The organism is Marinomonas spartinae (assembly GCF_016461715.1).
GTDB lineage: Bacteria > Pseudomonadota > Gammaproteobacteria > Pseudomonadales > Marinomonadaceae > Marinomonas > Marinomonas spartinae_A.
The window spans coordinates 121665-148612 of sequence record NZ_JAEMUI010000004.1; the positions used below are offsets into that span (position 1 = coordinate 121665).

Annotated in this window: 24 protein-coding genes; 20 read left to right on the forward strand and 4 right to left on the reverse strand. The window is 46.1% G+C overall.

Annotation, left to right across the window (positions count from 1 at the left end):
• Positions 1 to 271 precede the first annotated feature (271 nt).
• Both JHD45_RS05875 and JHD45_RS05880 read right to left on the reverse strand, forming a co-directional pair.
• The gene (locus JHD45_RS05875) at positions 272 to 649 is read right to left on the reverse strand and encodes a VOC family protein (protein ID WP_199475580.1); all 378 of its coding nucleotides are present in this window, start codon (positions 647 to 649) and stop codon (positions 272 to 274) included.
• 143 nt (positions 650 to 792) lie between these two features.
• Positions 793 to 1476, reverse strand: coding sequence for a helix-turn-helix transcriptional regulator (locus tag JHD45_RS05880; protein ID WP_199475581.1), 684 nt, complete (start codon positions 1474 to 1476; stop codon positions 793 to 795).
• Between the two features lie 464 nt (positions 1477 to 1940).
• On the opposite strand from JHD45_RS05880, the gene JHD45_RS05885 reads away from it, so the two are divergent.
• Both JHD45_RS05885 and JHD45_RS05890 read left to right on the forward strand, forming a co-directional pair.
• Entirely contained in the window at positions 1941 to 3146 is a 1206-nt protein-coding gene (locus JHD45_RS05885) for an OmpA family protein (protein ID WP_199475582.1), read from the forward strand.
• A 429-nt stretch (positions 3147 to 3575) separates the two neighbouring features.
• Positions 3576 to 4163 (forward strand): porin family protein, encoded by a 588-nt coding sequence (locus tag JHD45_RS05890; RefSeq protein ID WP_199475583.1) that lies wholly within the window; start codon positions 3576 to 3578, stop codon positions 4161 to 4163.
• A gap of 191 nt (positions 4164 to 4354) precedes the next feature.
• On the opposite strand, the gene JHD45_RS05895 is transcribed toward JHD45_RS05890, so the two are convergent.
• Positions 4355 to 5587: a TIGR03862 family flavoprotein gene (locus JHD45_RS05895; protein ID WP_325097262.1), complete on the reverse strand. Its 1233-nt coding sequence runs from the start codon at positions 5585 to 5587 to the stop codon at positions 4355 to 4357.
• Positions 5588 to 5953: 366 nt separating this feature from the next.
• Between JHD45_RS05895 and JHD45_RS05900 the strand changes: the two genes are divergently transcribed.
• The 7 genes from JHD45_RS05900 (at position 5954) to JHD45_RS05930 (ending at position 12545) form a co-directional block, all read left to right on the forward strand.
• The gene (locus JHD45_RS05900; RefSeq protein ID WP_199475585.1) at positions 5954 to 6946 is read left to right on the forward strand and encodes an ABC transporter substrate-binding protein; all 993 of its coding nucleotides are present in this window, start codon (positions 5954 to 5956) and stop codon (positions 6944 to 6946) included.
• 72 nt (positions 6947 to 7018) lie between these two features.
• Complete coding sequence (locus tag JHD45_RS05905; RefSeq protein ID WP_199475722.1) at positions 7019 to 7867, forward strand: ABC transporter ATP-binding protein; 849 nt, start codon at positions 7019 to 7021, stop codon at positions 7865 to 7867.
• Positions 7845 to 8696 carry an ABC transporter permease gene (locus JHD45_RS05910; protein ID WP_199475586.1) on the forward strand — a complete coding sequence of 284 codons (852 nt, stop codon included), beginning with the start codon at positions 7845 to 7847 and terminating at the stop codon, positions 8694 to 8696. Before JHD45_RS05905 ends, JHD45_RS05910 begins: the two co-directional genes overlap by 23 nt.
• 157 nt (positions 8697 to 8853) lie before the next feature.
• Positions 8854 to 9531, forward strand: a complete 678-nt coding sequence (locus JHD45_RS05915; protein WP_199475587.1) for a TetR/AcrR family transcriptional regulator — start codon at positions 8854 to 8856, stop codon at positions 9529 to 9531.
• Positions 9528 to 10478: an HlyD family secretion protein gene (locus tag JHD45_RS05920; protein WP_199475588.1), complete on the forward strand. Its 951-nt coding sequence runs from the start codon at positions 9528 to 9530 to the stop codon at positions 10476 to 10478. Before JHD45_RS05915 ends, JHD45_RS05920 begins: the two co-directional genes overlap by 4 nt.
• Positions 10475 to 11425, forward strand: a complete 951-nt coding sequence (locus JHD45_RS05925; RefSeq protein WP_199475589.1) for an ABC transporter ATP-binding protein — start codon at positions 10475 to 10477, stop codon at positions 11423 to 11425. The genes JHD45_RS05920 and JHD45_RS05925 overlap by 4 nt, the downstream gene beginning before the upstream one ends.
• Positions 11415 to 12545 (forward strand): ABC transporter permease, encoded by a 1131-nt coding sequence (locus JHD45_RS05930; RefSeq protein WP_199475590.1) that lies wholly within the window; start codon positions 11415 to 11417, stop codon positions 12543 to 12545. Before JHD45_RS05925 ends, JHD45_RS05930 begins: the two co-directional genes overlap by 11 nt.
• Before the next feature lie 65 nt (positions 12546 to 12610).
• Here the strand turns inward: JHD45_RS05930 and JHD45_RS05935 are convergent, their stop codons facing one another.
• Positions 12611 to 13207, reverse strand: coding sequence for a DUF502 domain-containing protein (locus JHD45_RS05935; RefSeq protein WP_199475591.1), 597 nt, complete (start codon positions 13205 to 13207; stop codon positions 12611 to 12613).
• Positions 13208 to 13389: 182 nt separating this feature from the next.
• Here JHD45_RS05935 and JHD45_RS05940 point away from each other — a divergent pair, with 182 nt between their 5' ends.
• From JHD45_RS05940 to JHD45_RS05990, 11 genes are all read left to right on the forward strand, one after another.
• Positions 13390 to 14304 carry a LysR family transcriptional regulator gene (locus JHD45_RS05940; protein ID WP_199475592.1) on the forward strand — a complete coding sequence of 305 codons (915 nt, stop codon included), beginning with the start codon at positions 13390 to 13392 and terminating at the stop codon, positions 14302 to 14304.
• A gap of 95 nt (positions 14305 to 14399) precedes the next feature.
• Complete coding sequence (locus tag JHD45_RS05945; RefSeq protein WP_199475593.1) at positions 14400 to 15200, forward strand: putative hydro-lyase; 801 nt, start codon at positions 14400 to 14402, stop codon at positions 15198 to 15200.
• 116 nt (positions 15201 to 15316) lie between these two features.
• The gene (locus tag JHD45_RS05950; RefSeq protein WP_199475594.1) at positions 15317 to 16291 is read left to right on the forward strand and encodes a TRAP transporter substrate-binding protein; all 975 of its coding nucleotides are present in this window, start codon (positions 15317 to 15319) and stop codon (positions 16289 to 16291) included.
• 93 nt (positions 16292 to 16384) lie between these two features.
• Positions 16385 to 16903 carry a TRAP transporter small permease gene (locus tag JHD45_RS05955; RefSeq protein WP_199475595.1) on the forward strand — a complete coding sequence of 173 codons (519 nt, stop codon included), beginning with the start codon at positions 16385 to 16387 and terminating at the stop codon, positions 16901 to 16903.
• Entirely contained in the window at positions 16903 to 18210 is a 1308-nt protein-coding gene (locus tag JHD45_RS05960) for a TRAP transporter large permease (protein WP_199475596.1), read from the forward strand. The genes JHD45_RS05955 and JHD45_RS05960 overlap by 1 nt, the downstream gene beginning before the upstream one ends.
• A gap of 12 nt (positions 18211 to 18222) precedes the next feature.
• A complete protein-coding gene (locus JHD45_RS05965; RefSeq protein ID WP_199475597.1) occupies positions 18223 to 19002 on the forward strand; it encodes a 5-oxoprolinase subunit PxpA in 780 nt (259 codons plus the stop codon).
• An 11-nt stretch (positions 19003 to 19013) separates the two neighbouring features.
• A complete protein-coding gene (gene pxpB / locus JHD45_RS05970; RefSeq protein ID WP_199475598.1) occupies positions 19014 to 19718 on the forward strand; it encodes a 5-oxoprolinase subunit PxpB in 705 nt (234 codons plus the stop codon).
• On the forward strand, positions 19708 to 20643 hold the full coding sequence (locus JHD45_RS05975) for a biotin-dependent carboxyltransferase family protein (RefSeq protein ID WP_199475599.1): 936 nt from the start codon (positions 19708 to 19710) through the stop codon (positions 20641 to 20643). The genes pxpB and JHD45_RS05975 overlap by 11 nt, the downstream gene beginning before the upstream one ends.
• Before the next feature lie 215 nt (positions 20644 to 20858).
• On the forward strand, positions 20859 to 22049 hold the full coding sequence (locus JHD45_RS05980) for a PAS domain-containing protein (protein ID WP_199475600.1): 1191 nt from the start codon (positions 20859 to 20861) through the stop codon (positions 22047 to 22049).
• On the forward strand, positions 22036 to 23292 hold the full coding sequence (locus JHD45_RS05985) for an ABC transporter substrate-binding protein (protein ID WP_199475601.1): 1257 nt from the start codon (positions 22036 to 22038) through the stop codon (positions 23290 to 23292). Before JHD45_RS05980 ends, JHD45_RS05985 begins: the two co-directional genes overlap by 14 nt.
• Positions 23282 to 26941 carry a response regulator gene (locus JHD45_RS05990; protein WP_199475602.1) on the forward strand — a complete coding sequence of 1220 codons (3660 nt, stop codon included), beginning with the start codon at positions 23282 to 23284 and terminating at the stop codon, positions 26939 to 26941. The genes JHD45_RS05985 and JHD45_RS05990 overlap by 11 nt, the downstream gene beginning before the upstream one ends.
• Positions 26942 to 26948: the final 7 nt, after the last annotated feature.

Sequence of the window (26948 nt, forward strand, 5' to 3'; positions counted from 1 at the left end):
ACACCTCATAAAACTTTCTATTAAGTAATGATGCGCCAACTCGATATTAATCGCTTAACATTAATCATATGAGGGCGCTTATCAGATAGGAAGAGTCTAGGTCTCGTACTCGTGTCAATCAACAAGCAAATTTTTAGCATTGCCTTCTAAAAATTTGAACACTCAAACCATTCGTTTGGTTATTTGTCTCAAGCCATTTATCTCAAACGCTTTGCAACGCCTCGACGGACTTCATCCGCCGAGGCCATCACCTCCCTCATAAACCAATACGTTATTCGGTTTTCTCATAGCAAAAAACACGTAGTCGATGCCCATCAAGATCCGTAATGGTAAACGTGAGACCAAAATCCATCTCTGTCGGTGCTTGAAGGATATTCACCCCAAGGGCGTGCCACTTGGAGTACTGAGCCTGTAATGCAGTGACATCCGGTACCATAAAAGCCACTTCCATCGCCCCCCCCTGTGCCGCCTCTACCGTAGGCTGCACCTCTGACGTCGCCCATAGGCCAAATTTATTCCCCGCATCACTGACAAAAAGCGCAAAGCCATCGCTCATTTCAACGGGCTCTCGCTCTAACAGTGGGCGATAAAAATCCACGCTGCGAGACACATTGTCTACATACAAAATACTAAAATTAGAAAGCTCCATGTTAATTCTCCCCTTTATCAATGGTGATATGCGCGATCTAGAGCGACCTCGCCCCGTCACGTCATCGGGTTACTGCCCGATGTCCTAAAGAATAAAAGGAGCGTGTGTCAGAAACTGTCAGCAGAAATGTTTAAATCGATGAATTAGGAAGCGTTCAAAGTCGCGCGCCAATTTTTCAACAGCACATGACGCGGCGTTTTGTAGCGGTTTTCCTCTAACTGACAAGCAAGAATTCGGTCTGTTCGAAAATGACGAATCGCTTGTCGTAGTTCACACCAAGCCACCAGCACACGAACTTCATCAAAATACCCCAGTGCAAAGGGCCAAACACGCCGCTCGGATTGGTTGTCTTTTAGGTCGCGGTAGACAATAGACAGAATACGTTCATCTCGGATCGCTCGACGAATATCCGCCATATTGACAGTGTCCATTAGTGACTCTTTACTCGGACCGATTAATAGCGAGGTATCGTCTAGGATATTTTTTAATTCAATCGGTAAAACGGCCGCAATTTTATTGAGCGCACTTTTCGCCCCCTCGCTTAATTGAGAGTCCGTTCTTTCAGCAACCCAGCGAGCGCCTAACACCAGCGCTTCAATCTCTTCTTCTGTAAACATCAAAGGAGGTAATAAAAACCCTGCGCGCAGCACATATCCCATGCCAGCTTCGCCCTCAATATTAGCTCCTTGCGATTGTAAGGTGGCAATATCTCGATACAGAGTACGCAGACTAACACCTAATGTTTCAGCAAGATGTTTACCTGTCACCGGATAACGATGACGCCGTAACAAATCGATAAGTGAAATTAAGCGCTGGGCACGAACCATTTTAAAAAAACCTCACGTCCACATTTAATTCTTAGTGAGCACTATCATAGAAATAAATCTTCCTTAATCTCAAATAAAGAATCCTGTTTAACCATTTAGTAGACGACAAGAATGGCGTTTTACAGTTCTAAATTGTGTCACAATTAATTATTTTCACTTTTCAATTGAAAATCTCTTGTCATGACTTATCACTTTCCACCCATTTTCTTCCACGGGTTTTACAAGATCAGTGTTAGGGAAGTGCCTATTCAGTAAAGCCCCTGTCATGATTGCGATACAGCGTGTGTGGTGCTGGTTTTTTGTGCAATTTAGGGGGGCTTTTCAGACACTCAAAACAAGCCTAATGTAGATAGCAGATCAACAACAAACAGAAACAAATTGCACAAACAGATTGAAAGAAAAACTCGAAAGAAAACGAATTCTAATACTCTCTAATCAATCAAGGTTAATCAGGAGATAACATTATGTCTATACTATTTAGTAAACGCACTCTGTTCAGTGGCATCATTGCAGCATCATCTTTATCTACCATGGCTTTTGCTGCACAACCACAACAGGGCTTTACTGTCACACCCAGCATTGGTCATTATCATTTTAATAACGATACACACATTGATGATAATACCGCTTACTCATTAGGGCTAGGTTATCAGTTTAATAATCCTTGGGGAGTTGAGTTCAATTATCTCAATGCCAATACCAAAAAAAATGGTAATAAAGTCGACGTAAACCAATATCGTTTGGATGGTATCTATAATATTGAACAATTTAGTACCACAAAACTAACCCCTTACTTAGCCGCTGGTATTGGTGCAGTAAAGTATAATAAGGGAATCGATACCACTCATACTCAAGTTAACTTTGGTGGCGGTGTCAAATATGCCCTAGCACAAAATCTAGCATTGCGTGGTGATTTCCGAGTCATCGAAGACACCAATGACAATAAACTGGATAATGTCACCTCTTTAGGTGTTCAGTATACCTTCGGTGGCCCCGCTCACGCGTCCACAATGAGCAATACATCGGATAGTGATTCCGCGTATTCTGAGCCCACAACGACGACTGCAACCATGGAACAAACCTCTTCGGATACTCAGCCAGCGCCATCACAACCAAATGTTGCAGCAACCGCCAGCTCTGATCAGCCAGCAGCGACCGCTTCAACCGATAACCAACCTGCTGCAGCGGCAACGAATGACCAACCAGTCAAACAAAGCACAGTAGATGACTCAACAACGAGTACGGCTAACACCACAACAGCGGCCGCTGCAGCAGCCACTGCCACTGACCAAGCCAATACTGCGACCAAGGCAGTCGCTGCTAAACCAGAACAAGTCGAAATTAAGTTTCCAACAAATTCTGTAGCAGTACCGCAAAGCGTATACCCAAAACTACAGAAAATAGCGACTTATATGCAAGCTAATCCAAACACAAGCGTCCTTATTAAAGGTTACACTGATAACACAGGTAACCCTGTTTACAACGTAAAACTGTCTGAAGACCGTGCCCTTGCCGTGGCACAGGTATTAAACAGCACCTTTAACATCCCACAAAACCGTATGGAGACCGTTGGTTATGGTGAAGCGCAGCCTGTGGTACCAAATGATACGCCAGCACATCGTGAGCAAAACCGTCGAGTCATTGCTGTCGTAGTTGACTCAGCGCAATAAGCTTTCATGTTCTACCCGATCTATCCTCTGGATGGTGACGGTTAAATTGCATTCCTTTAGGGCCCAATAGACTTTCTATTGGGCTTTTTTTATTTGAAGAAAAGTGCTTAAAAGTGCGTAATGACATCAAACTTTCCACACAGAGTATCCTTAATCGCCTTAGTCCAATCACAATATTTTAGGGCAAATTTTAAGTGAAAAAAAAATGTAATAGTTTTCACCTTTACTGATCGAATTGCCCAAAAAAAATTCATTTTTTCCTAATGAAATCAACTATTTTCTATCGAATCAGTCAATCTAACGTCATGATTGCACAAGCTTAGTTGACTTCCCTTTTTTTGCTTATTTAGGCAGGGGTTTTCAGCCAGAAAAAATCCAGTATTGTAGTCAACAGAACCGAACAACATCTTGTTCATTAAGGAGAAAAACATGTCTATTGCACTTAACAAACGTACTATTTTTGGCAGTATCATTCTTGCCTCTTCTTTATCTACAATGGCTTACGCGCACCCACAAGAAGGCTTCACTGTCACACCAAGTGTTGGCTATATGCATACAGATTCTGATTTACACCTTAAAGACAATGCCTCCTACTCTCTTGGACTAGGTTACCAATTTGATAACCCATTTGGTGTCGAAGCCGTTTTCTTACGCTCAAACCAAAAACCCAGTGGTGGTGGGACTCACCAAGCAGTTGATCAATACCGTCTCGACGGTATCTACAACCTACCGACACTGCAAAGCGTGAATTTAACACCGTATGTGGCTGCGGGTATTGGCAGTACTAAATACGGTAAATACACCGACTATGACAATGTCGATCTCAACGCAGGTGGCGGTGTAAAATATGCGATCAATAAAGACTTGGCAGTTCGTGCGGACTTCCGTCTGGTTAAAGACGTAGACGCAGGTCATCTTAATAACGTGACTTCTGTCGGTGTTCAGTACACCTTTGGTGCACCAGTGAAGCCCGTCACTTCAAGTGACTCTTCCAGTTCTAGTAACACAAGCTACTAAGCACCACTGTCGAATGAACACGTTTTTTCTTAATGCCCTTATAGATGATGGGGTGACATGTGCAAGCAACGGCGATGTGACCTAACAAGTAAGCAGAGAGATAGAACGCGCGACGGGAGAACGCCCAATGGCAACATTGGGCGTTTTTTCATGATCAGTAACAGAGAATAATGAGCTAACTAGCGTGCCAGTCACTTTTGAGCCGCTAACCAGTCACACACGCCTCGTCCAGCTAATCGTCCAGTCGCAAAACACCCCGTTAAAAGATAACCGCCCGTGGGCGCTTCCCAATCCAACATTTCGCCCGCACAAAACACACCAGGCATGTTGAGCAACATCAGGTCATCGTTCACGCTCTGCTCACACACCCCACCAGCAGAGGAAATGGCTTCGTCAATCGGTTTCACTCTGTCAAACCATACAGGAAGGCGTTTCAAACAACGCGCCAGCGTGTCTGGCGTTTGAAACTCTGTCTTGGTGAAAGTTTCATAGAGCAAGGCGGCCTTCACACCGCTAATGCCGACAGTGCGCTTTAAATACTTACTGAAAGATTCCTTCGGTTTGGTGTGTTGGAGTTTTGTGATGACCTGAGCGTCGTCTTGTAACGGTAGTAGGTCGATCGTTAATAACGCCTTACCGTCTCGATTGATTCTATCCCGTAGGTATTTGGAAAAGGCATAAATAAGACTGCCTTCCATACCGTCGTGCGTCACAATACACTCGCCCTTACGACGGACGATATCACCGTTCTCCAATGTCACCTGAAACGACACATCCTTTAATGGCTGACCTGCCCACTTGCGCTGAAGATGCTCACTCCAATGGCTATGGAAGCCACAGTTGGCACTTTGTAAGGGGGCAAGCCCAATATTGGCTTGATCTAATACGCCCCACCAAGCACCGTCTGAGCCAAGCTTAGGCCAACTCGCCCCACCCAACGCTAAGACAATGGCATCTGCATGCGCCGTCACCGTTTCACCAGAGTAGTCAAAGCTCGCCGAGTGCGCTGATACCTGAGTCATTTTATGGCGCATATGAAACGTTACACCGCTGTCTCGTAAACGTTTTAACCAATGGCGCAATAAAGGGGCAGCCTTCATATCCGTCGGAAAGACACGACCAGAGGAGCCGATAAAAGTCTCGATTCCTAAGCCATGGATCCAATCACGCAGTGCACCACTATCAAAATGGCGTAGCGATTTGTCCATCCAATCCGCTTTATCATAATAACGCTGGATAAATTCAAGATAAGCCTCGGAATGGGTAATGTTCATGCCTCCCACCCCCGCCAGCAAAAACTTACGGCAGGCACTGGGTTTGGCATCATAGACGTGAACCTGATGACCCTGCGCACAAATGTACTCCGCCGCCATCAAGCCTGCAGGGCCAGCGCCAATGATCATAACGGTTTTTTGTGTTTGCACGTGCATCACCCTTTTCAAGACCCGACTAAAAACGGGCATGATAAAGAAAAACGGCACCCGCACCAATGCTTCCCAGTAAATTTCAACAAATCAAGTGCACAAAAATGGAACATGTTTGCTACCAACAAGTAGAACACGACCCCTACGGAGCGTCACGACCACTATTTTGTGTCTTAAGCAACCTACTTAATCCTTAAAATCTCTTATTTTTCAAACCATTATTTTTTTCATCACAAAATATCGCCTCGGCACAGTTGTTGCTAATACATTTGTTACCAAAGATACAAATATGAAACATTTATCTCAGTCTTAAAAATATAAATAGGATCACTCTCAGCGCCAACACAATCTAATGGAGAAAAACGCATGTTGAATTTTGTTCGTTCATCAATTATTGCTATCGCAATAGGAAGTTGTACTGCCGCCATGGCGGCAGACCATGTTACTTTTCAATTAGATTGGCTCCCTGGTGGCGACAAAGCGCCTGTCTATGTCGGTATTCAAGAAGGTTTTTTTCGCGCAGAAAATTTAGATGTTAAAGTCGCCACAGGACGAGGCTCAACCGATGCCATTACCAAAATAGCCACAGGGCAGGCTGATATTGGCATGGCCGACATTGGTGCACTCATGGCTGCCAAAGCACAAGATGATGTGCCGGTGAGTGCAGTAGCCGCCTACTTCACCCAAGCTCCTCATGCCTTTTTTGTGTTATCAAACAGCGGTATCCACAACATTAAAGATCTGGCAGGTAAGAAAGTAGCCACTTCGCCTTTTACCTCCTCTAATGCCTTTTTACCACTAGTACTCAAACAAAATGGCCTATCGGACAAGGATATTACTCTCATTAAAGCCGACCCTGGTGCATTGGGGCCAATGTTAATGACGGGAAATACCCAAGCAATTATTGCCTGGGTGACCAATACCGCTCTGTATAAAGCACAAGCAGCCCAAGCAGGAAAAACCATTACCGTACTACCTTGGTCAGAAGGCGGATTGTCTCTTTATAGTTCCTCTATTATCGCCTCAGATCGCTTTTTGTCAGAACGTCCTGAAGTAGCTAAGCGTTTTATCAAAGCCTTTGAAAAAGCGGTTGTATATACCTATGCACATCCTGAAAAAGCAGGGGAGGATCTACATGATATCGTGCCTGAGGTCGACCCTAAGATTGCTGCCGCGCAAATCCATTCTATTTATGATTTGGTCTACAACAAGATATCGCAAAGCGATGGATTTGGTGTGTTAACCGCAAAACGCCTTACCACTACATGGCAATACGTCGCCAAAGCCAACGACTTATCACCAGACTCCCTTAATCCTGAAAAAATAGTAAATAAAGCGTTTATGCCAACGCCAAATTAAAACGGCTTAGCATAGCGTTTCTCAGCAAAAACGATTTTTTGGGCGAGTTTAAGGAAGATAACAGTGAACGTGATGAATGCTTTTTCAACCCCTTCTATTGAGAACGTCGCACATAACGACGACCAAGCGACTCAAAAAGAGACGACACCAAACGCCTATGTCAGAATGGAAGACGTAGGCCACTGCTACGATCCGACTCCTGACGGCCCAATGGCTGTGCAACATATCAACCTCGATATTTATCGTCATGAATTTGTCGCTGTGGTTGGCCCATCTGGCTGCGGTAAATCGACGCTACTGCGCATGGTGGCAGGCTTACTGATTCCCAGTCATGGTGAGGTTTCCGTCTTTAATAAACCCGTCACCGAACCAAGGGATGACGTGGGTATTGTGTTCCAAAAACCCAATTTACTCCCCTGGCTTACGGTCAAAAAAAACGTGTTGTTCCCACTGAAACACAAATATGGTCATGTGAGCCTTGAGGATAAAAAGCGTGCCGATGAATTACTCACCATGACCGGGTTAGCCAGCTTCGCAGACAAAATGCCTGATGAACTTTCAGGTGGTATGCAACAACGTGTTGGTATCGTACGCGCCCTATTACTAAACCCGGATATTCTACTAATGGATGAACCCTTTTCTGCCCTTGATGCCTTAACAAGGGAACAGATTGGCTTTGATCTACTAGACATTTGGCGTGATCACCCCAAAACCGTGCTGTTTATTACCCATTCTATTAGCGAAGCAGTATTACTCGCTGACCGTATATTGGTGATGAGCAAGCGACCTGGCACGGTCTTGGACCTGATCGACGTTAACCTACCCAGACCACGCACCGCAAAAGACATGAACTCTACGCGTTTCTGCGAACTTACCGAGACCATTCGAGGACATATTTATGAACCACACTCCCGCGCCTAAAGCGGCTCTTCATGCGCCGCAACAGTCCCATAACTCAAAGACAACGGCCAGCGGAGTGAAACAGTGGTTTAAAAAGCAGGGCTATCGCTTTGCCCCTTGGCTTTTTTTCATCAGCCTTTTGATCCTCTGGGAGTCCATCTGCCGATTGGGCCATGTCCCCACTTATATTCTGCCGTCGCCTTCATCCATCATAAATGCGTTTTTTAATGTCAGCTTCTCCCGCTGGATGGTCCACCTATGGGCCACGCTGCGCGTTGCGCTATTGGGCTTTATTGTCTCCATTCTGATCAGTATTCCTTTATCCATTGCCTTAATCCGCTCAGAGTTGCTTAACCGTACCATTTACCCTGTTCTGGTGGTCATTCAGTCCACCCCTGTAGTGGCCGTTGCCCCCTTGATTATCGTCCTAATGGGGACAGGTGATGCGTCTCGCGTCCTAATTACCTGTTTGATTACCTTTTTCCCTCTGGTGGTTTCCACCACAACTGGCATGTTGGAAACACCGCAAGAACTGATCGAACTCAGCCAATCATTACGAGCCCCCCGTTATCGTGAGACTTGGCAAATTCGCATTCCTTATGCCATTCCGCATATTTTTAGCGGTTTGCGAGTCTCTATCACCTTGGCCATCATTGGAGCGGTGGTGGCCGAATTTGTCGCGGCCGAACAAGGATTAGGGTATTTCATTCAGTTTTCGACTTCGTTCTTTAAAATCCCTCAAGCCTTCGCGGGGTTAGTCTTTCTCTCAGCCATCAGTCTGCTGTTGTTTAAATCCGTGCACTGGATTCAAGCTTGGCTGTTTCCGTGGAGCTTGCCAAAGAAAAAGTAATACCCAACCGAACACTGGTTACCATTTTGGCCCACATAAGTGGGCTTTTTTCTGTCTAAATTCCTCACTAGGTCAAGATATGAGGAATTATGTGCATAACGTCTGACGCTGAAATGGCTTATATTCATCAATGGATGAATTAATAAAGGAGCCTTATATGGCAACGCGAAAAGGTCGTCCTAAACGCATTGAGACGGATCAAGAGTCGGCGCGTCAAAGCTTGATCGACGCGGCAAGACAGAGCTTTGCCCAAGAAGGCTTTGAAAAGGTATCGATACGAAAAATCGCCCAAGTCGCCGGAGTCGATGCCGCCATGATTCGCTACTATTTTGGCTCAAAGGCAGGTCTTTTTGAGGCCACGGTACAAGAAACACTAGCTCCCGTTATCGCCCAGTTTCAAACCACCATTGATCCTCAAGTCCCTCTCAATCCGCTGCGTTTAATGCAGGCCTATTATCGAATGATTGCTGCGACGCCTATGTTGCCAAAGCTTATTCAACAGGTTCTTAATCAACAAGACAGCCCTGAAGCCTTTGCTATTTTATCCGCCTCAGTGGACAACATCATTAAGCGTTCAGAAAACTGGATCAAAGCATTTACCCAACATAACCAAATTAACCCCAATCTTAATCCCGATTGGATTCGTCTGAGTTTTATTAGCCTGATGGTGTTCCCCATACTCGCCCCTAAATACATCCAGAACAAACTGGGTGTGGAAGTCAACGAAGACTGGCTAATGGCCCTAGCGGAACACAACCAGACTCTCCTCGAAGAAGGGCTTTTCACCTTTTCCAACCAATCCCCTAATGACAACAATGACCGGAGGGAGCCATGAAACCGCTACTCACCATTGCTCTATCGTTGATCCTGCTTGTTAGCGTTAGCGCCTGCCAATCAGACGAGGGGCCGCGAGCCATGGGAACCGTTGAGCGAGACCAAATTCGCTTGTCGGCAACCGCCTCCGAACAAATCACCTCGGTCGATGTCCACGAAGGCCAAGTGGTACATAAAGGCGATCGTCTACTGCAATTAGATACTCGTCAGGCCGATGCATTGGTTCGTCAACGTCAAGCCGAGCTGGCACAGGCCAACGCCGCCCTTAACAAACTCATCGCAGGAACCAGACCCGAACAATTAAACGCCGCTTTTGCCACATTGCAATCCGCACAAGCGGCCAGTAGAGAAGCAGAACTGACCTATCAACGTAACGCCAAACTGTATAAAACCAAGGTCATCGGCAAAGCCGCCTTGGATAGCGCCAAAGCCAACAGAGACCGAACCACGGCGGAGACAAAAAAGGCTTATGATCAATGGCTAGAATTAAAAAATGGCGCGCGAAAAGAAGATATCTCACAAGCCCAAGATCAGGTAAAAGCCGCCCAAGCGGCATTAGTCTGGCAAGAAAGAGCACGGGATAAATTAACCATCACAGCCCCAAGCAATGGCGTGATCGACACCTTACCTTGGCACACAGGTGATTATGTCATCGCGGGGACTCAGCTGGTGAACCTGATCAAAACTGGCCACCCTTATGCCCGAATCTATTTACCTGCGACAGTGCGCACCCAGATTCATGTAGGCGATAGAATTGCCGTCTTCGCCGATGGCATCGACAAGCCCATACAAGGCGTCGTACGTAATATCCGCTCGCAACCGGCCTACACACCCTTCTATGCATTGAACGAACGGGACAGAGCCCGTTTGATGTACCTTACTGATATTGATCTTGAGCATGCCAAGGCGCTCCCAACTGGGCTAGGAGTGGAGGTGCATTTGCCATGAACCACGCGACACCCAGTCAGCCACCTGAGATGACCTACGCCATAGAAAGCAAAGGGCTTACCAAACGCTTTGGAAACAGCATTGCCGTCAACCAATTGGATTTAGCAATTCCTAAGGGCTGCATCTATGGCTTTTTAGGCCCCAATGGCTGCGGTAAATCCACCACGATTCGCTTATTAACTGGCCTACTTGTCCCCAGCGAAGGCGAAGTGAGCATCTTAGGGGCACCGTTGGCTGGTCATGAAGAGTCACTTAAAAACCGTATTGGTTACATGACGCAAAAATTTTCCTTGTACGATAATCTCACCGTGCGAGAGAACCTCAACTTTGTGGGCGCCATCTATGGCTTTTCAGGGCGACGCAAAAAAGCCCGTATTGAAGAGCTCCTTTCCCTTTACGACCTTGAACAACAAGCCAAACAGTTTGCCGGCTCCATGAGTGGTGGGCAGAAGCAGCGGTTGGCATTAGCTTGTGCTACCTTACATTCCCCCGAATTATTGTTTCTCGATGAGCCCACGTCAGCCGTTGACCCTGAAAACCGTCGCGAATTCTGGGAGCGTTTGTTCGATTTATCTTCCACTGGTACCACTATTTTGGTGTCCACCCATTATATGGATGAGGCCGAACGCTGCCACGCCCTCGCGATTATGGAGCAAGGCCACAAACGCGCAGATGGTTCACCGCAAATGCTCATGGACACCATGCCGGCAGCGGTTGTAGAAATCAGAGGGGATCAATTACGTCAGTTAAAACAGCGCCTTACAGAGCAGAAACAAATCCTCTCTGCCGCGCAAATCGGCTCCAATTTACGAATATTGGTCAAAAAAGACGTGACAGACCCTCTGGCTTTTATCCAACAGTTTAGCGCTGACAGAGAGATCGCCCTGACTCGCCCCAGCCTTGAAGATGTGTTTGTCACTAGCACAGGAGGTCGTCATGTGGGTTAGAATATTGGCGGTATTTATCAAAGAGCTAAAACAGCTGTCACGAGATAGAATGACGTTCGGTATGATCGTGATGATCCCACTGGTGCAGCTGATGTTGTTCGGTTACGCCATCAATACCGACGCCAGACATATTCCCGTAGGCTTGGTAGACCTTAGCCAAACGGCAGAAAGTCGCGCCCTTGAGCAGGCAGTAACCGCCACTCAATCGGTCAATTTTGTCGCTCGCTACCGATCCATCAAGGACGCTGAAACCGCTCTAACAAGGGGGGACATTAAAGCCTTTCTCTATTTGCCCCCGGATATGACTCGCCGACTGTTTGGTCATCCCAGATATGATGCCAAACAAACAGACTCCCCACTGACTCGCCCCGTTGGGCAATGGATCGTCGACGGATCGGATACGGTTATTGCTTCAACCATTCGCGCCCTGAGGGACATGCCACTCAATGAGATCGCGGATCATAATACTGTCAGACCAACCGCCAGCTTTGCGGTCGTGCAGTATTACAACCCAGAACAACGGACGGTGGTGAATATTGTGCCGGGGTTAGTGGCGGTGATTCTGACCATGACGATGATTCTCTTCACCTCAGCGGCCATTGTTCGCGAGCACGAACAGGGCAACATGGAGTTTTTGATTACCACGCCAGTGAGCCCCATGGAGCTAATGATTGGCAAGATTGCCCCGTATATTCTCGTTGGGCTGGTCCAAGTCGCCATTATTTTATCCATGGGTCATTGGGTCTTTTCTGTACCGATACAAGGCGGATTATTGTCGTTACTAAGTGGGGCCATTCTCTTTATTTTTGCCAGTTTAACCCTTGGCTTAGTGATTTCCACGATCGTCAAAACACAGTTACAAGCCATGCAATTGACCATCTTTATCTTACTGCCATCGATTTTGTTATCTGGCTTTATGTTTCCTTATGATGCCATGCCAGTGCCTGCCCAATGGATTGCGGAGGCCCTGCCTGTCACGCATTTTATGCGCATGATTCGCGCCATCGTCCTACGCGATGCCAATATTGTCCTGTTAGGAAAAGATGCTCTTTGGCTCGGCTTATTTGCGATTGGCGGACTGATCGTGGCGTCCTTGCGCTTTAAAAAGAAACTGGAATAACCATTTGAAAGGCGTACATGATGAAGGATCCTCAATCACAACATGCGGTGTGAACGCCGTATGGCTCAGCTTTTGCTGTCTTTGTTACGAGTATCAGCTTGGATGCCCGCCGTGAGGGCCAGACGCATGGCTTCTTCCACGCCGATATCCAGCTCGGTTAAACGGTCTCTTGAAATGTATAACGTAATGCCGCCGATTTGATAGCTCAAGGGCACATACACCCCAATTAGATTTTGGTCTCCAAACAAACGCTCTCCGGTTTTTTCCCCCGTGATAAACCCGATGACTTGCGCGCCATTCCATTCCAACGACACCACGCTTTTCATCTCTTTCTTTTCAGACAGATTGAACACCATCATCATGTCTTTAAACGCACCATAAATGGACTTCACCAAAGGAATGCGCTCAAAAATATTCTGACTCAATGTAACCAAATAACGGATGCCGTAAAGATTGACTAGAAAGCCCACTAAAATCAGCATGCCAAGCGAGAACGCTAACCCCAAACCCGGAAAGTAGATACTGTGAGGCAACAGCCAAAGGACAACGGGCTTGGCTAAGGATTCTCCTGTCGCCAATAACCAGTAAATCAGATAAACCGTCAGGCCAAGGGGTAAAACCGCCACCAGCCCCTTTAGTAAGAAAGAAAGCACTCTATTCATTTTGTTACCTATTCTAAGAAGCAAACAGCATACCCTAAGCCTTGAACGCCACCAACGACTCAGTGGTGCCTTTGACAAAAATATTGCGGATCATTATGAGTCTTTATACGCTTTTCCACTATATTATTAGCAAGGCGTTATTTTATTAAGCTGCGCCTTCATTTCTCACGAGGAGTAATACGTTGAACCACAAACGTTTAGAAACCTTTGTCTGGGTCGCCACCTTGGGAAATTTTCGCAAAGCGGCAGAAATACTACATACAACGCAACCCGCTATATCTGCCCGTATCGCAGCACTCGAAGAAGAATTAAACATTAAACTGTTTGAAAGAGAAGGGGGATCAAGCCCGATTATTTTGACTGCAAAAGGCCAAGAGTTGCTCCCTTATGTTGAAAAAATTCTTTATCAAACAGAACAACTCAGAAAGCAAGCCAAAATATCCGACACTTATTCAGGTATATTACGTTTAGGGGTATCAGAAACCATCGTCAATACGTGGTTACCGGACTTTCTCGCCCAATTGCATAATGATATGCCCAAACTCAATGTGGAGCTAACCGTTGATATCACCAGTTCTCTGGCGATAGGAATAAAAGATAGAACACTCGATTTGGCCTTGTTAATGGGCCCCATTTCCGAGCCCAGTATTGTGAACCACGAACTGTGCACTTACGCATTGTCCTGGGTTGCCAGCCCTAAGCTTAATTTACCCGATCGCCTGTTATATTTAGAAGAATTGCTCCCCTGGCCGATTATTACCTACGCTCGATCCACTAAGCCATACGCCGAAATCACGCAAAAATTCCGAGAGCTTGAAGGCCCGCCTGTGAACTTATTCTCTTCCACCTCCCTAGCGGCTTGCCTGAGTCTAGCTATCGATGCGGTGGGAATTTCTACCATGCCGGATGTGATGATTGTCAAACATTTAGAGGAAGGTAACTTAAGAAAACTCAGAACCATGTGGGCCCCCAGTCAGCTTAGATTTACGGCCTCGTATTCTGATGATCCGTTTAATCCTCTTGCCGAGATGGTGACCAATGTTGCCGTCAACACTGCTAAAAAGTACGAGTTATCGACGCTTGATAAAAAAAATTGATCAAATAACCTAAAAAAACAAGATTAGACTTTATCTTGAAAGACGCTCTAATCTAACAAGGACGCCAATCAAGGCACAGTTAAGGACTCTACGCAATGAGACAGAGCACGCTACTTTTATTAAAACAAACTCATGAGCTAAGAAGAGCCATCCGTAGTGCGCAGCACAAAGGTCCAACCAGCGGATTAGCAACAGGGGCAATGCAAGGTAACGTGGTCATTTTACCTGCGGATTGGGCAAATGAGTTTCTCCTATATTGTCAGAAAAACCCGACATCTTGTCCATTAATTGGCGTATCAGAAGTAGGCGATTTTCGTTTGCCCGAGTTGGGAAGCGATATCGACTTACGCTACGACATTCCTGAATATTGCATCTATCGTCACGGTGAAAAAGTAGATAATTGCACGGACATTGCCGACCTCTGGCAAGACGACTTTGTCACCTTTATCTTAGGCTGCTCTTTTTCCTTCGAAAGCGCACTATCTCAAGCAGGGCTAACTCCACGTAATGTAGAAGAGCAGGTCAATGTGTCCATGTATGAAACCAATATAGCAACGGTTCCAGCAGGACGTTTTTTTGGTAATACGGTCGTCACGATGCGACCTTATACGCCAAAAGATGCCATTCGAGCCATTCAGATCACCTCACGATTTCCCAAAGCACACGGTGCCCCTTTGCACTTTGGTACGCCAAGCGATATCGGTATCGACAATTTGGCACAGCCTGACTTTGGCGACGCGGTGAGTATAAAAGAAGGCGAGGTGCCCGTATTTTGGGCCTGCGGTGTGACCCCGCAAGTAGCCATAAAAAACGCACAGCCCCCCATTTGTATAACACACGCACCAGGCAAAATGCTTATCACAGATCTATTGGATATGGATCTCGCCATCATTTAACGCTGGATGGCATGTATTTGAAATAAGGAAGGATGTCACTTTGTACATTATCCCTTATTTCAAAGGGCACAAAAAAACCATAAACCACAACAAAAGCAAATACATAGGACGGAACAATGTTGAAACTTACTAGTGTATTACTCATAGGTGGCTTAATGTCTACCGCTTGCTTGGCTGAAAAATGGCATATGCCAACACCTTACGGTGACGGCTATTTACCGACACAAATTGACTACGAATTTGCCAAAGAAATCAAAACGAAAACCGACGGTAAACTGGATATTATTGTCCATTCCGGCGGCTCTTTGGTGAAGCATACGGAAATCCCTCGCTCCGTCCAAACCGGACAAGTGCAGATAGGCGAGATCTTTTTGGGTATTTTGGGCAACCAAAATCCTGTTTTTAAACACGACAATATTCCATTTTTAGCCACTACTTTCAGACAAGCTAAACTGCTCTGGAAGGCCGCCAAGCCAGAGGTCGTAAAAGCTCTTAATAAGCAAGGAATGAAGTTACTGTACGCTGTGCCTTGGCCTGCACAAAACCTCTATACCAAAAATCCGGTATCTTCTCTTGCCGATATTAAAGGGGAAAAAATGCGAGCCTACAGCCCATCCACTTCCCGTCTTGCAGATTTAATGGGCACTGTCCCCACCACTATTCAAGTACCAGACATTCCACAAGCGTTTAGTACTGGCATCATTCAAGCGATGGTGACCTCACCTTCCACTGGAGTGGACAGCCAGGCATGGGATTATGTCCATAATTACACAGAGATAAACGCCTGGATTCCGAAAGACATTGTGATCGTCAATAAACGAGCGTTTCGTCATCTTGACAAAGCCACCCAAAAAATCGTCTTAGAGGCCGCTAAGCGCGCCGAGGAAGAAGGATGGAAACAGGTGGCCATACGCGCCCAAAAAGACACCGCCACATTAGCAAAGCACGGCATGAACATTGCCAAGCCATCAGCAAAGCTTGAGTCTCAGCTCAAGGCCATCGGAAAGATCATGACCAAAGAATGGGAAGCGAGTGATCCGAAAGAAATTGGCCCAATCCTTGCCCGCTATAAAAAAGAACTCGCCCAATAAGAAGCGATTCGCCGAACAGCGCATGAGGCATGTACGCCACCTGTTCGGCCACTCTGATATCAAGGACGTCACAGCTACCGTGAAGTAAGTATTATGAATACTATAAAAGAGAAATGCTACCAGTGCTCAGGCCTGCTTTCAGGCTTGGGCATTGTCGCCATCACATTACTGTTACTGGCACAAATAATTGGTCGCCTATTTGGATTCATTGTCCCTTCTGCTGGCGACTTTGCTGGCTATGCTCTCGCCGCATCGACGTTTTTAGGGCTGGCATATACCTTTAAAGAAGGAGGGCACATTCGCGTTACCCTAGTCATACAGCGCTTTTCACCTTTCCCCCGAAAAATACAAGAAGCGGTTATTCTTACCTTGTCTCTCGCTTTGCTGTGCTTTTTCTCTTACTCCTGTATTTCTATGGTGTACGAGTCCTATAGTTATGGCGACGTTTCCTACGGCTATATTCCTGTCCCGTTATGGATTCCCCAAACACCAGTAGCAGTGGGCATGGTGGCCCTGAATTTGGCCGTCTTAGATGCATGGATCATGGCATTACGAGGCAAAACGCCCACGTACAGCCAACACGAAGACACCTTAGCCTTGGAGGAAATCTAATGGATATGACGTGGATTTCCATCATTTTAGCGGTTGCTATGGTTCTCCTTTTGTCTCTTGGTGTATGGGTATCTTTTACATTAATTGCGATTGCCAGCATTGGCCTCATTCTCTCTGAGAATTATCAAATAGGTATGTTATTCTCAACAGGCAGTTGGGGCGCAGCGACCTCTTGGTCACTAACAGCGCTTCCTCTGTTCATCTGGATGGGGGAAATACTCTTTAGAACCCGCTTGTCCGAAGATTTATTCGAAGGCTTAGCTCCGTGGCTAGGTAAGGTGCCTGGTAAATTACTGCACGTGAATATCTTAAGTTGTGGTATTTTTGCGGCGGTATCCGGATCCTCGGCGGCAACTGCCGCCACAATAGGCCGTATGACCCTGCCAGAACTTCGCAAACAAGGCTACAGTGACCGCATGGCCATAGGCACACTAGCGGGCTCTGGCACCCTAGGGTTGTTGATTCCGCCGTCAATTATTTTGATCGTCTATGGGGTGGCTGCGCAGGTATCTATCGCTAGACTATTTATTGCTGGCGCCTTACCAGGACTTCTATTGGTGTGTCTGTTTATGGGCTTTACCATGATTTGGGGACAGATTCATAAAAGTGAATTACCCAGTTCATCGGATCAAGATACGAGCTGGTCAGCCCGCTTAAAGAACTTACGTAAGCTACTGCCAGTGCTAGGCTTAATCGGTTTTGTTCTAGGCTCCATTTACGGAGGTATCACCACGCCAACCGAAGCCGCAGCCATTGGTGTCACCGGTGCATTAGCTCTGGCCGCTATAACAGGGTCCCTCTCCCGTCAAAGCTTTATGGATAGCCTGCTCGGTGCCGTGAAAAGTGCATGCATGATTGGCTTTATATTAATTGGTGCGCATTTTCTTACCGTAGCCATGGGCTTTTTAGGCATTCCCACTGCGCTGGCACAATGGATTGCCTCCCTACAGTTATCACCAATGGTATTAATCCTCTATTTAACCGTCTTTTTTGTTATTTTAGGCTGTTTCTTAGATGGTATTTCCGTTGTGGTGCTCACGGTCGCAGTAGTGCTTCCTATGGTCAAAGCGGCAGGGATAGACCTACTCTGGTTTGGAATTTTTATTGTGTTGGTCGTAGAAATGTCGCAAATTACGCCACCTGTTGGCTTTAATTTATTTGTCATCCAATCATTGACGGGCAAAAATATACTTTATGTGGCGAAAGCTGCATTGCCGTTCTTTTTACTGATTGGATTAGCGATTGTACTGATCACTTGGCTACCTGGGATTGTGACTTATCTACCAACGACAATGACGAAAGGATAAGAGGTATTTAACATGAAATTAAATTGCGATATGGGTGAAGCCTTTGGCTCTTGGAAAATGGGCTTGGACGATCAGATAATGCCTCATATTGATCAGGCGAATGTCGCCTGTGGCTTTCATGCGTCCGATCCTCTCACTATGTCAAAAACCGTGGCCTTGGCAAAACAGCATAACGTTATTATCGGTGCCCACCCAGGCTACCCCGACTTGGTTGGCTTTGGTCGCCGCAATATGGACATTTTGCCAACTGAATTAAAAGCACTTATTCAGTATCAAATCGGCGCCTTAAAGGCGATTTGTGAGAGCCAAAACACTCAGGTAGATTATGTGAAACCTCACGGCGCTATGTACAACCAAATGATGGCAGACGACACCATATTGGAAACCGTAATGGCAGCTGTAAGTGAACTGGATGCCACTCTGCCCTTAATGGTCGGTGCAGTACCAGAAGCGCCACAGATCAAAGCCATGGCAAAACGGTATGGTCTCACCGTTTGGTTTGAAGCCTTTGCCGATCGACTCTATACCGATGAAGGACGACTCACACCTCGCAAAGAACCAAACGCTGTGCACGCCAGTTTCGATTTGATCGAAGCGCAAGTGAAACAATTATGTGAATCTGGTACGGTGACTTCAGGATCAGGAAAAACCTTAGCTATTTATGCTGACACAATTTGCGTTCATGGTGATGGCGTTCATGCCGTGGAAGCCGTCACCAAGTTACGTACCATTGTGGACGAGTTTAACCGCTCTAACCAAAGCGACTACAATAGCAAGCTAAACAAAGCCTAAGCGAGCCATGCATGACGTCCCCTAAACCCACAATTGAACAGGTGAACGAAGAAGCCTATTTATTGCGTTTTGGAAATCACATCAATGAACAGACGGCGGATCAAATCCTCTGGACAACACGACAGTTAAAACGCCTCCATGATATACAGGATTTGATCCCATCTTATACAACGATTTTGCTAACCCTCAAAACACAGGCAGAACAACCACACAAACTGATAGGCGAAATCGAAAATATCCTTAACGCGTCAACGGAGCAAGCAGCGCTCCCCTTGGATCAACGCAAGACCGTCGTGATCCCTGTGTATTACGGAAATGAAGTCGGCCCCGACCTCCAAGAGGTCGCCAAGCATTGCCAGATGACACCAGAAGAGGTGATTCAGCGTCACAGCGCAACCCTCTATCGAGCCTATACCATTGGTTTTACACCCGGTTTCTCCTTTTTAGGCAGCACGCCTGATGAACTTCATATTCCACGCAAACGCACTCCCAGACACCAAGTGCCCAAAGGCAGTGTCGCCATTGCCGAAAACCAAACGGCCGTTTATCCAAGTGTGACCCCTGGTGGCTGGCAAATCATCGGTCGCACGCCAATGGAACTCGTGGATTGGAGCAGTGAACATTTAGGCCTCATCGCTACCGGAGACTCGGTCCGCTTCGAAGCGATTTCACGAGAAGCGTTTCTAGCGCAAGGAGGCGAGTTAGATGGCTTTTAATGTTAAAAAAAGCGTCATGCTGGCATTGATTCAAGACTTAGGCCGTTTTGGCTATCAAGCGGCGGGGTTAACCACAGGCGGACCGATGGACGAAATGGCATTTCGCTGGGGCAATGCGTTACTCAATAATGATGAAAACGCCTCGCAAATTGAAATAACCTTTGGCTTATTCTCGCTAGAAGCCCAAGCACCAACCAGTATCGCCCTAACTGGAGCGAATCTTGGTGCCACCCTAAACGGGCAATCCATTTTGCCTTGGCAAACCTATGCGATCAAACAAGGGGATGTTTTAAGCTTTCATCAACCCGTTTGGGGACTGCGTGCTTATTTGTCGGTAAAAGGCGGCTTTCTTTGTCAACCCACCCTAGGCAGTACTTCGACGGTAGTGCGAGAGCACCTTGGCGGCCTCCATGGTAACGGTGCGAAGCTAGAAGTAGGCGATTCCATTGCTTATGAAAGCAGCAACGAACATCGACAAATGCGCGTGCCGCGTCACCATATTCCCGATTATAGTCAGCAGGACATCCCCGTTATTTTGAGTTATCAATCAGCGGATTTTTCTACTACCGATCATGAGACTTTCTTTTCAAGCCGTTACCGCGTCTCAAGTCACTGTGATCGCATGGGTTATCGTATGGAAGGCACGCCGATTGGCAAAGACATCCGTGGAATTACCTCAGAAGGCATTGCCTACGGTGCGATTCAAATTCCACAAGATGGTCAACCTATTGTCCTGCTCAATGACCGACAAACCATTGGCGGTTATCCCAAAATAGGCTGTGTTACTCGCGCCGGAGGCGACCTACTAGCACAACGTAAACCAGGAGATTTGGTGCACTTTGCAAGCACGTCAATCCAGCAAGCCACAACCGATCGTCTTCAGCAACTCGATCATATCAAGCGGCTCTTTTCACCCCATCACTGACCATTCGACACGCAGGTGACAACGCGCTTTCTACCTAATACGAGGGGAAACGAGCGTTGGTAGCCTGCCCATTTTCTTTATTGGCGCTTGACGTCATATTGTCATCAAAATACTCATGCATTTCTCCCAGAGATTACTAGACTGAAAGAAAGCGATATGTGAACAGACAACCAGCGGAGCACTTATTCTTGCTTGCGTGATAATACAGAAGGCCTATGAAAACAACATCAGCAACACAGACAAAAGCAAAATGGGGGAAACTCATTACCCTTCGACTGGTTGGTTGGAGCGCGATTATTTGTCTGGTGTTTTCTGTTGTCATGGCGCTGGGGGAATGCAAACTGGAGCAAGCCAAATCTCGACAAAACGCCTTTGCCAATCTCCATAAAGCCATCGAACTCTTCTCTCCCATGCTCACCGAAAGTTTGTGGAACATGGACACACAACTTGCCAATAAGCAAATGAAAGCCCTGTCACAGTTTGATAGTGTGTCTATTGCGGTGCTTACAACAGAAGACGGTGGTGAATTGCGTTTCGGTACCAAACCGCTTGATATGGAAGACTCATCCGTATCGAAAACGCTATTCTACAACGACGTCAAGAATCTGCCTAAATTGGGGGTATTAACGCTCTATACTGATCTAAGCCCAATATCTCAAACAGACAGCAAGCTTCTCTTGCATTATTTGGCGTTCTATCTAAGCATCAGTGTGGCCATCGCCAGTTGTCTTATCATTGTATGCCATCTACTCACAACAAAACGCATTCAACACCTCACCCGCACCTTTGACAAGATCATAGAAGAAAACATCACGCACGATTCCCCCTTTAAAAGCCAATTAAATAGTACCTCAGCCAAAGACGAATACGACGAATTGGTTTATCAAGCGTATCGTGTGTGGAAGATTGGTCATCATGCAATGAAAGAAAATCAGGCCAATCAGACCCTTATCCAAAAAATACGCACGGATTACCAACAGCTGAAACAAAGCACCAGTGATAAAGAAGCGGCCGAATTATCGCAACACCAAAAAGATACCCAAATGTTAAAAAGCATAATGAATGCCTTGCCTTATCGTATTGCTTGGCGCGATCCAGATTTAATCATACGCGGTGCCAACTCCGCTTATTTAGCGGACATGGGGATTGAGGAAGAGTCCTCGATCATCGGCACAAAAGGCGAAAGTTTCATTCCAATTGAACAGCAAAAGCTATATAACGCTGATAATACGTCCGTGCTAAACACAGGCTATAAACAAATCGATATGGAAGAGCCATTTATGTTTCCAAAAGGCCATTCAGGCATTCGAATCATCAGTAAGGTTCCACTCTATAACGAACGAGGAGAGTTGATTGGTTTGTTAGAGTATTACCGTAAAAAGGGCCCGACAAATGAACAATATTAGAGGACAGGGCATCTTTGTTCTGCTCTTCCAAAAGGCCCCCTTTTGGCTAATTATGAGTGCGTTTGTGTGTGTGATGCCTCCCGCCGTCGCGGACCCGACACTGGGCTCCAGCATGCCGTTCTCAGGGCTTAATGGCAGCATGGGACAAGAAGTCAAAACAGGCATCAGCATAGGACTGCAGCGTTACCAAAATCAGTATCACATCCCTCTCAATATTAGCTACAAAGACGACGCCTATGAACCCAAAAAAACAGCCAAAAATATTCGCGAGATGATTGAAAAGGAGCATATCATCGGGATGATCAATAATGTTGGCACCCCCACTGCCGTCGTGAGCGCCAAGATTGCCCTACAAGAGAAACTCCCTTTATACGCGCCTATTAGTGGTTCCGATTTTTTAAGGCCACCCGCTGAAGACCCAAGCTTTCGCTATATCATTAATTATCGCAGCAGCTATGAAGAAGAAGTCATACGTGTTTTCAATGAATTAATGGCTGTCGCCCCGTTCTCATCACACGATTTAGTCCTTTTCTCACAAGACAACACCATTGGATACGGTGGCGCCAATTGGCTTGATCATTTATTACAACAACACCTTCATGAGGCCAATCCACAATATCTAAAAGTCAGTTATGACCGTGATGCCACCTTGGTGGAAAATGCAGTTGCTGACTTACTGATGGTCACACCAACGCCAAAATATATTTTTCTTATTGCCAGTGGCAAACCCGCTGCAAAATTTGTCCGCCTAGTCCGACACTATGGCTTAGACCCCGTGTTTATCGGCATCTCTTTTGTTGGCACAAGCACCTTTGCTAATTCACTCAAAGATGTCGATGCGCGAGTCTTCATAACTCGCGTTGTCCCGCCGTTGGAACAAACTGATTTACCGATTGTTCAAGAGTTTTTAGCAGACAAAAAAACCTTTTTAGCCACGTTGCCCAAAAACCAACAAGACACCGTTACCCCTTCGGCTCTGATGTTCGAGTCCTATATCAGCACTCGTATTCTGATTAAGGCCTTGGAAAAAGAACCTTATATCAATCAATATAACCTCATCGACGCACTAGAAAGTCTTGGGGAATTTGATTTAGGACTAGGCAGTCCGCTGCGATTAGACACAACCCATCACCAAGCTAGCCACAGCGTTTGGCTTACTTACCTAAAAAACGGGCAATATATTCCCATTGAATTCACGGACATGGGCCAACTCTTGTCAGCAGGACCTCATCATGAAAAGTGACTTTCTCTCGAGAAAAAGTGGTGTTAACTTTTTAGTTTGGCTGCTTGCCAGTGTTGCCCTTGTGACAACCTTATTAGCCGCTGTCGTTTTATCGAATAGTGTTAAAGAATTACGGGCAAGCCAACGAAAAATCACCACCATACAAGAGAATCTGCTCTTTGCCACAACAGAGTTACGCGAACTGTTCCCGCAGCAACAAACCGTTTTAAATAAAATGCTGGATAGTGATCAACCCTATCAAGCTCCCAACGCGACTACATTAAATCGCATTAACCGAGCGTTGGATATTTTAAATAACGTTGCAAAAGACAACCCCCAACTCGTTAATGTATTAACCAAAATTGATGAAGTCACACAGAAAATTCAAAGCATCACCTTTGATATACAAACATGGAAAATCAAAGAAACTGCTTTTGTAGACGACTATCAACAGCTTCACTTACAGGAGCACATAGAGACTGACCTGCATAACTTAGGATTGCTATTCCGCCAGATATATGGACAAAGCCGTTTGACGGAAGCGACGTATATATACAAATACAACCACGCGACAGGGGAAGCAAAAACGCAAGCGGCCATCGACTATATGGAACATCATAAGGAAACCTTGAGCAGCGGTTTATATATGGCTCAAGCGAGGATTGCCGAACTACGACTGGTCATCAATCAATTAATACATGATTCGAATCTGTATACGTTGGATGACATCAAAAATAATCAAATACTTCCCGCTTTGAATCACCTATCTCAGCTCAATATGTGGCTCAAAGAGAACTACCCCATTTATTACCAGCAAACATCAAAGTTGCAGGAGGATCTTTTCAAAACGCTGTTTGGAAACAGTTACCAAGTCATCAAAAAGCGTAATATTATTATTTCCAATGGCACCAGCCTATACCTCAAACGCTATCAGGCCTTGCAATTAGAGGCCCAGCGCAAAGTGCTAACAAGTCAATATAATCAAGCGTTTCACACCTTACCCCACTACTTGGATGAAATCGGGTCTGAAGTTCAGACGCAATCGAAACTCGTCAACCACGCCGTGCAACAACGTTTAAAAGCCCTCGCAGATACCATGTTTAAAGGGGCACTATTCAGCATTGTGTTGCTGCTGATTATTTCCATTTTAATTTCCAGACGCATGTCAAAACAGTTCGCCACGCTCGCCGAAAGCGAACATCGCTTTCGATCCATGTTTGAACTGTCTCCAGACCCAGTATGGATACTCAGTGAACGTAAAGTCGTTGAATCAAACCAAGCCGCTTGCCACCAACTGAAATACGCGACAATAGATGACCTAAAAAACATGCCGATAGAAGATCTCAGCCCACAATTTCAGCACGACGGCGCTGCGTCAAATGGCAAGCTTGAACACCTCATTAATATGGTACAAGACGAAGGCTTCCATCGCTTCGAGTGGACTTTCCAAGATAAAGAAGGCAATACCATCGATGCGGAAGTCATCATGGCCGCTATCGTTCTCTCCAATGCCCCTGCTGTGCTTTGTAGCTGGCACGACATCAGCCAACGAAAAGCCGCAGAAGACATGCTTAAAGCTCACCAAGAAGAATTAGAAAGCGAAGTACAGAACCGTACCAAAGAACTAGAAGTGGCAAAAAACATAGCAGAAAAAGCTAGCCTAGCGAAGAGCGATTTTTTAGCCAATATGAGCCACGAAATACGTACCCCGATGAATGCCATTATCGGTATGTCTCACCTGGCCTTGCTCACCGATTTAAACGACAAACAGCGTAACTATATCGAAAAAGTCAGTACCTCAGCAGAATCGCTGCTGGGGATTATTAATGACATTCTCGACTTCTCTAAAATAGAAGCCGGTAAATTAGAAATCGAAGAAACGCCCTTTAACCTAGAGAATGTCTTCAAAGATGTGGCTAATATCTTGTCTTTGAAAGCAGAAGAAAAAGCTGTGGAGCTGCTTTTCAACATACCGCCTGAGCTGCCATCAGACTTAGTCGGGGACCCAACACGGTTACGGCAAATTTTATTAAACTTGGGGAATAATGCGATTAAGTTCACCGAAAAAGGGGAAATCATTATCGATATCGCACTGTTTAAGCAAAATAAAAACCAAGTCATTCTTCATTTCAGTGTCAAAGATACCGGAATTGGTATGACGCCAGAGCAGTGTCAACGACTGTTTCAATCCTTCTCACAAGCAGACAGTTCCACCACCCGACGATTTGGTGGAACTGGCCTTGGGTTGGCCATTTGTAAACAGCTAGTACAGTTTATGAAAGGGGATATTTGGGTTGAAAGTACCCCGAATGTGGGCAGCCAATTTCATTTCACACTCCCTTTTGACCTGGGTATGACGCTTTCACCCGAGTATCAATTACCAAACCAACATAAAATACTCATTGTCGATGATAACGAAACGGCACGAGACATATTGCAAAACCTTGCAACCAGTTTTGGCCTAAGCTCAAGCGTGGCAAAATCAGGAAAAGAAGCGCTTACCTTGATCAAAGAAGCCCCCGAAAACGCCCCATTTACCGTGATTCTAATGGATTGGAAGATGCCAGAGATGGATGGTATTGAAGCGTGTCGTGCCTTACAAGACTACGCGGGCCCCAGCGCTCACTCGCCAAAAATTCTGATTGTTACCGCCTATGGACTGGAAGAAGCCAGAAACGCCAGTCAAGACGTCAATATCAGTGGCTACCTAACTAAACCCGTTACACCATCCACCTTGTTTGAAGCCCTACAGCAAGCGTTAGACCTAGAGCAACGTCCCATCCAGCCTCAATCCATGCACACCAGTCAACATCGCTCTTCATTAATCGGCGCGCATATCCTGCTCGTCGAAGATAACGCTTTTAATAGTGAGATTGCCATGGAGCTACTCACTCAAAATGGCCTAACCGTTGACACGGCAAGCAATGGACAAGAAGCGATAGACAAACTCCAAAACAACGACTATGACGGCATTTTGATGGACTGCCAAATGCCCGTTATGGATGGCTATACAGCCACGAGACTGATTCGACAAATGCCTGAATACCAAAACTTACCCATTATCTCCATGACAGCAAACGCGCTCACCGGCGACAAAGAAAAAGTCTTAGAATCCGGTATGAACGACCATATATCGAAACCCATTCAAGTCGATAACATGTTCTATACACTCAGGAAATGGATTATACCAAGAGTGAAACAGAAAATGCCTAAAAATGGCGACGAAGAGCAGCCAACCACACTCAGCACAGAGCAATCAACTACTCTCAGCGAAGCGCCAGCCAACAAGCAAACACAGCCAAGCACAGAGGAAAAACCCGACCTCCACGATTTAGAGGGCATTGATCTAAATGTCGCGCTTAGCATCACACAAAATGATGAGGCCTTCCTATGGCGTCTACTATTTCGCTTCCAGGACAGACAGCAGAATTTTGTCGATCAATTCCATCAGGCGATCCATTCCGATGATCCAGAAGAAGCCCCTCGTCTGGCCCATACCCTCAAGGGTAATGCAGGAAACATCGGTATGACAGAGCTCATGCATCGCGCCGCCGAGTTGGAAAAAGCTATTAAAGCAGGAGATTACAGCACTGCGTTAAGCGCACTGGATGACGAGTTGCAACGCATTATCAAAGCCATTGTGCGGCAAAAAAATCGCACTTCCTCTTAGCGCCCCT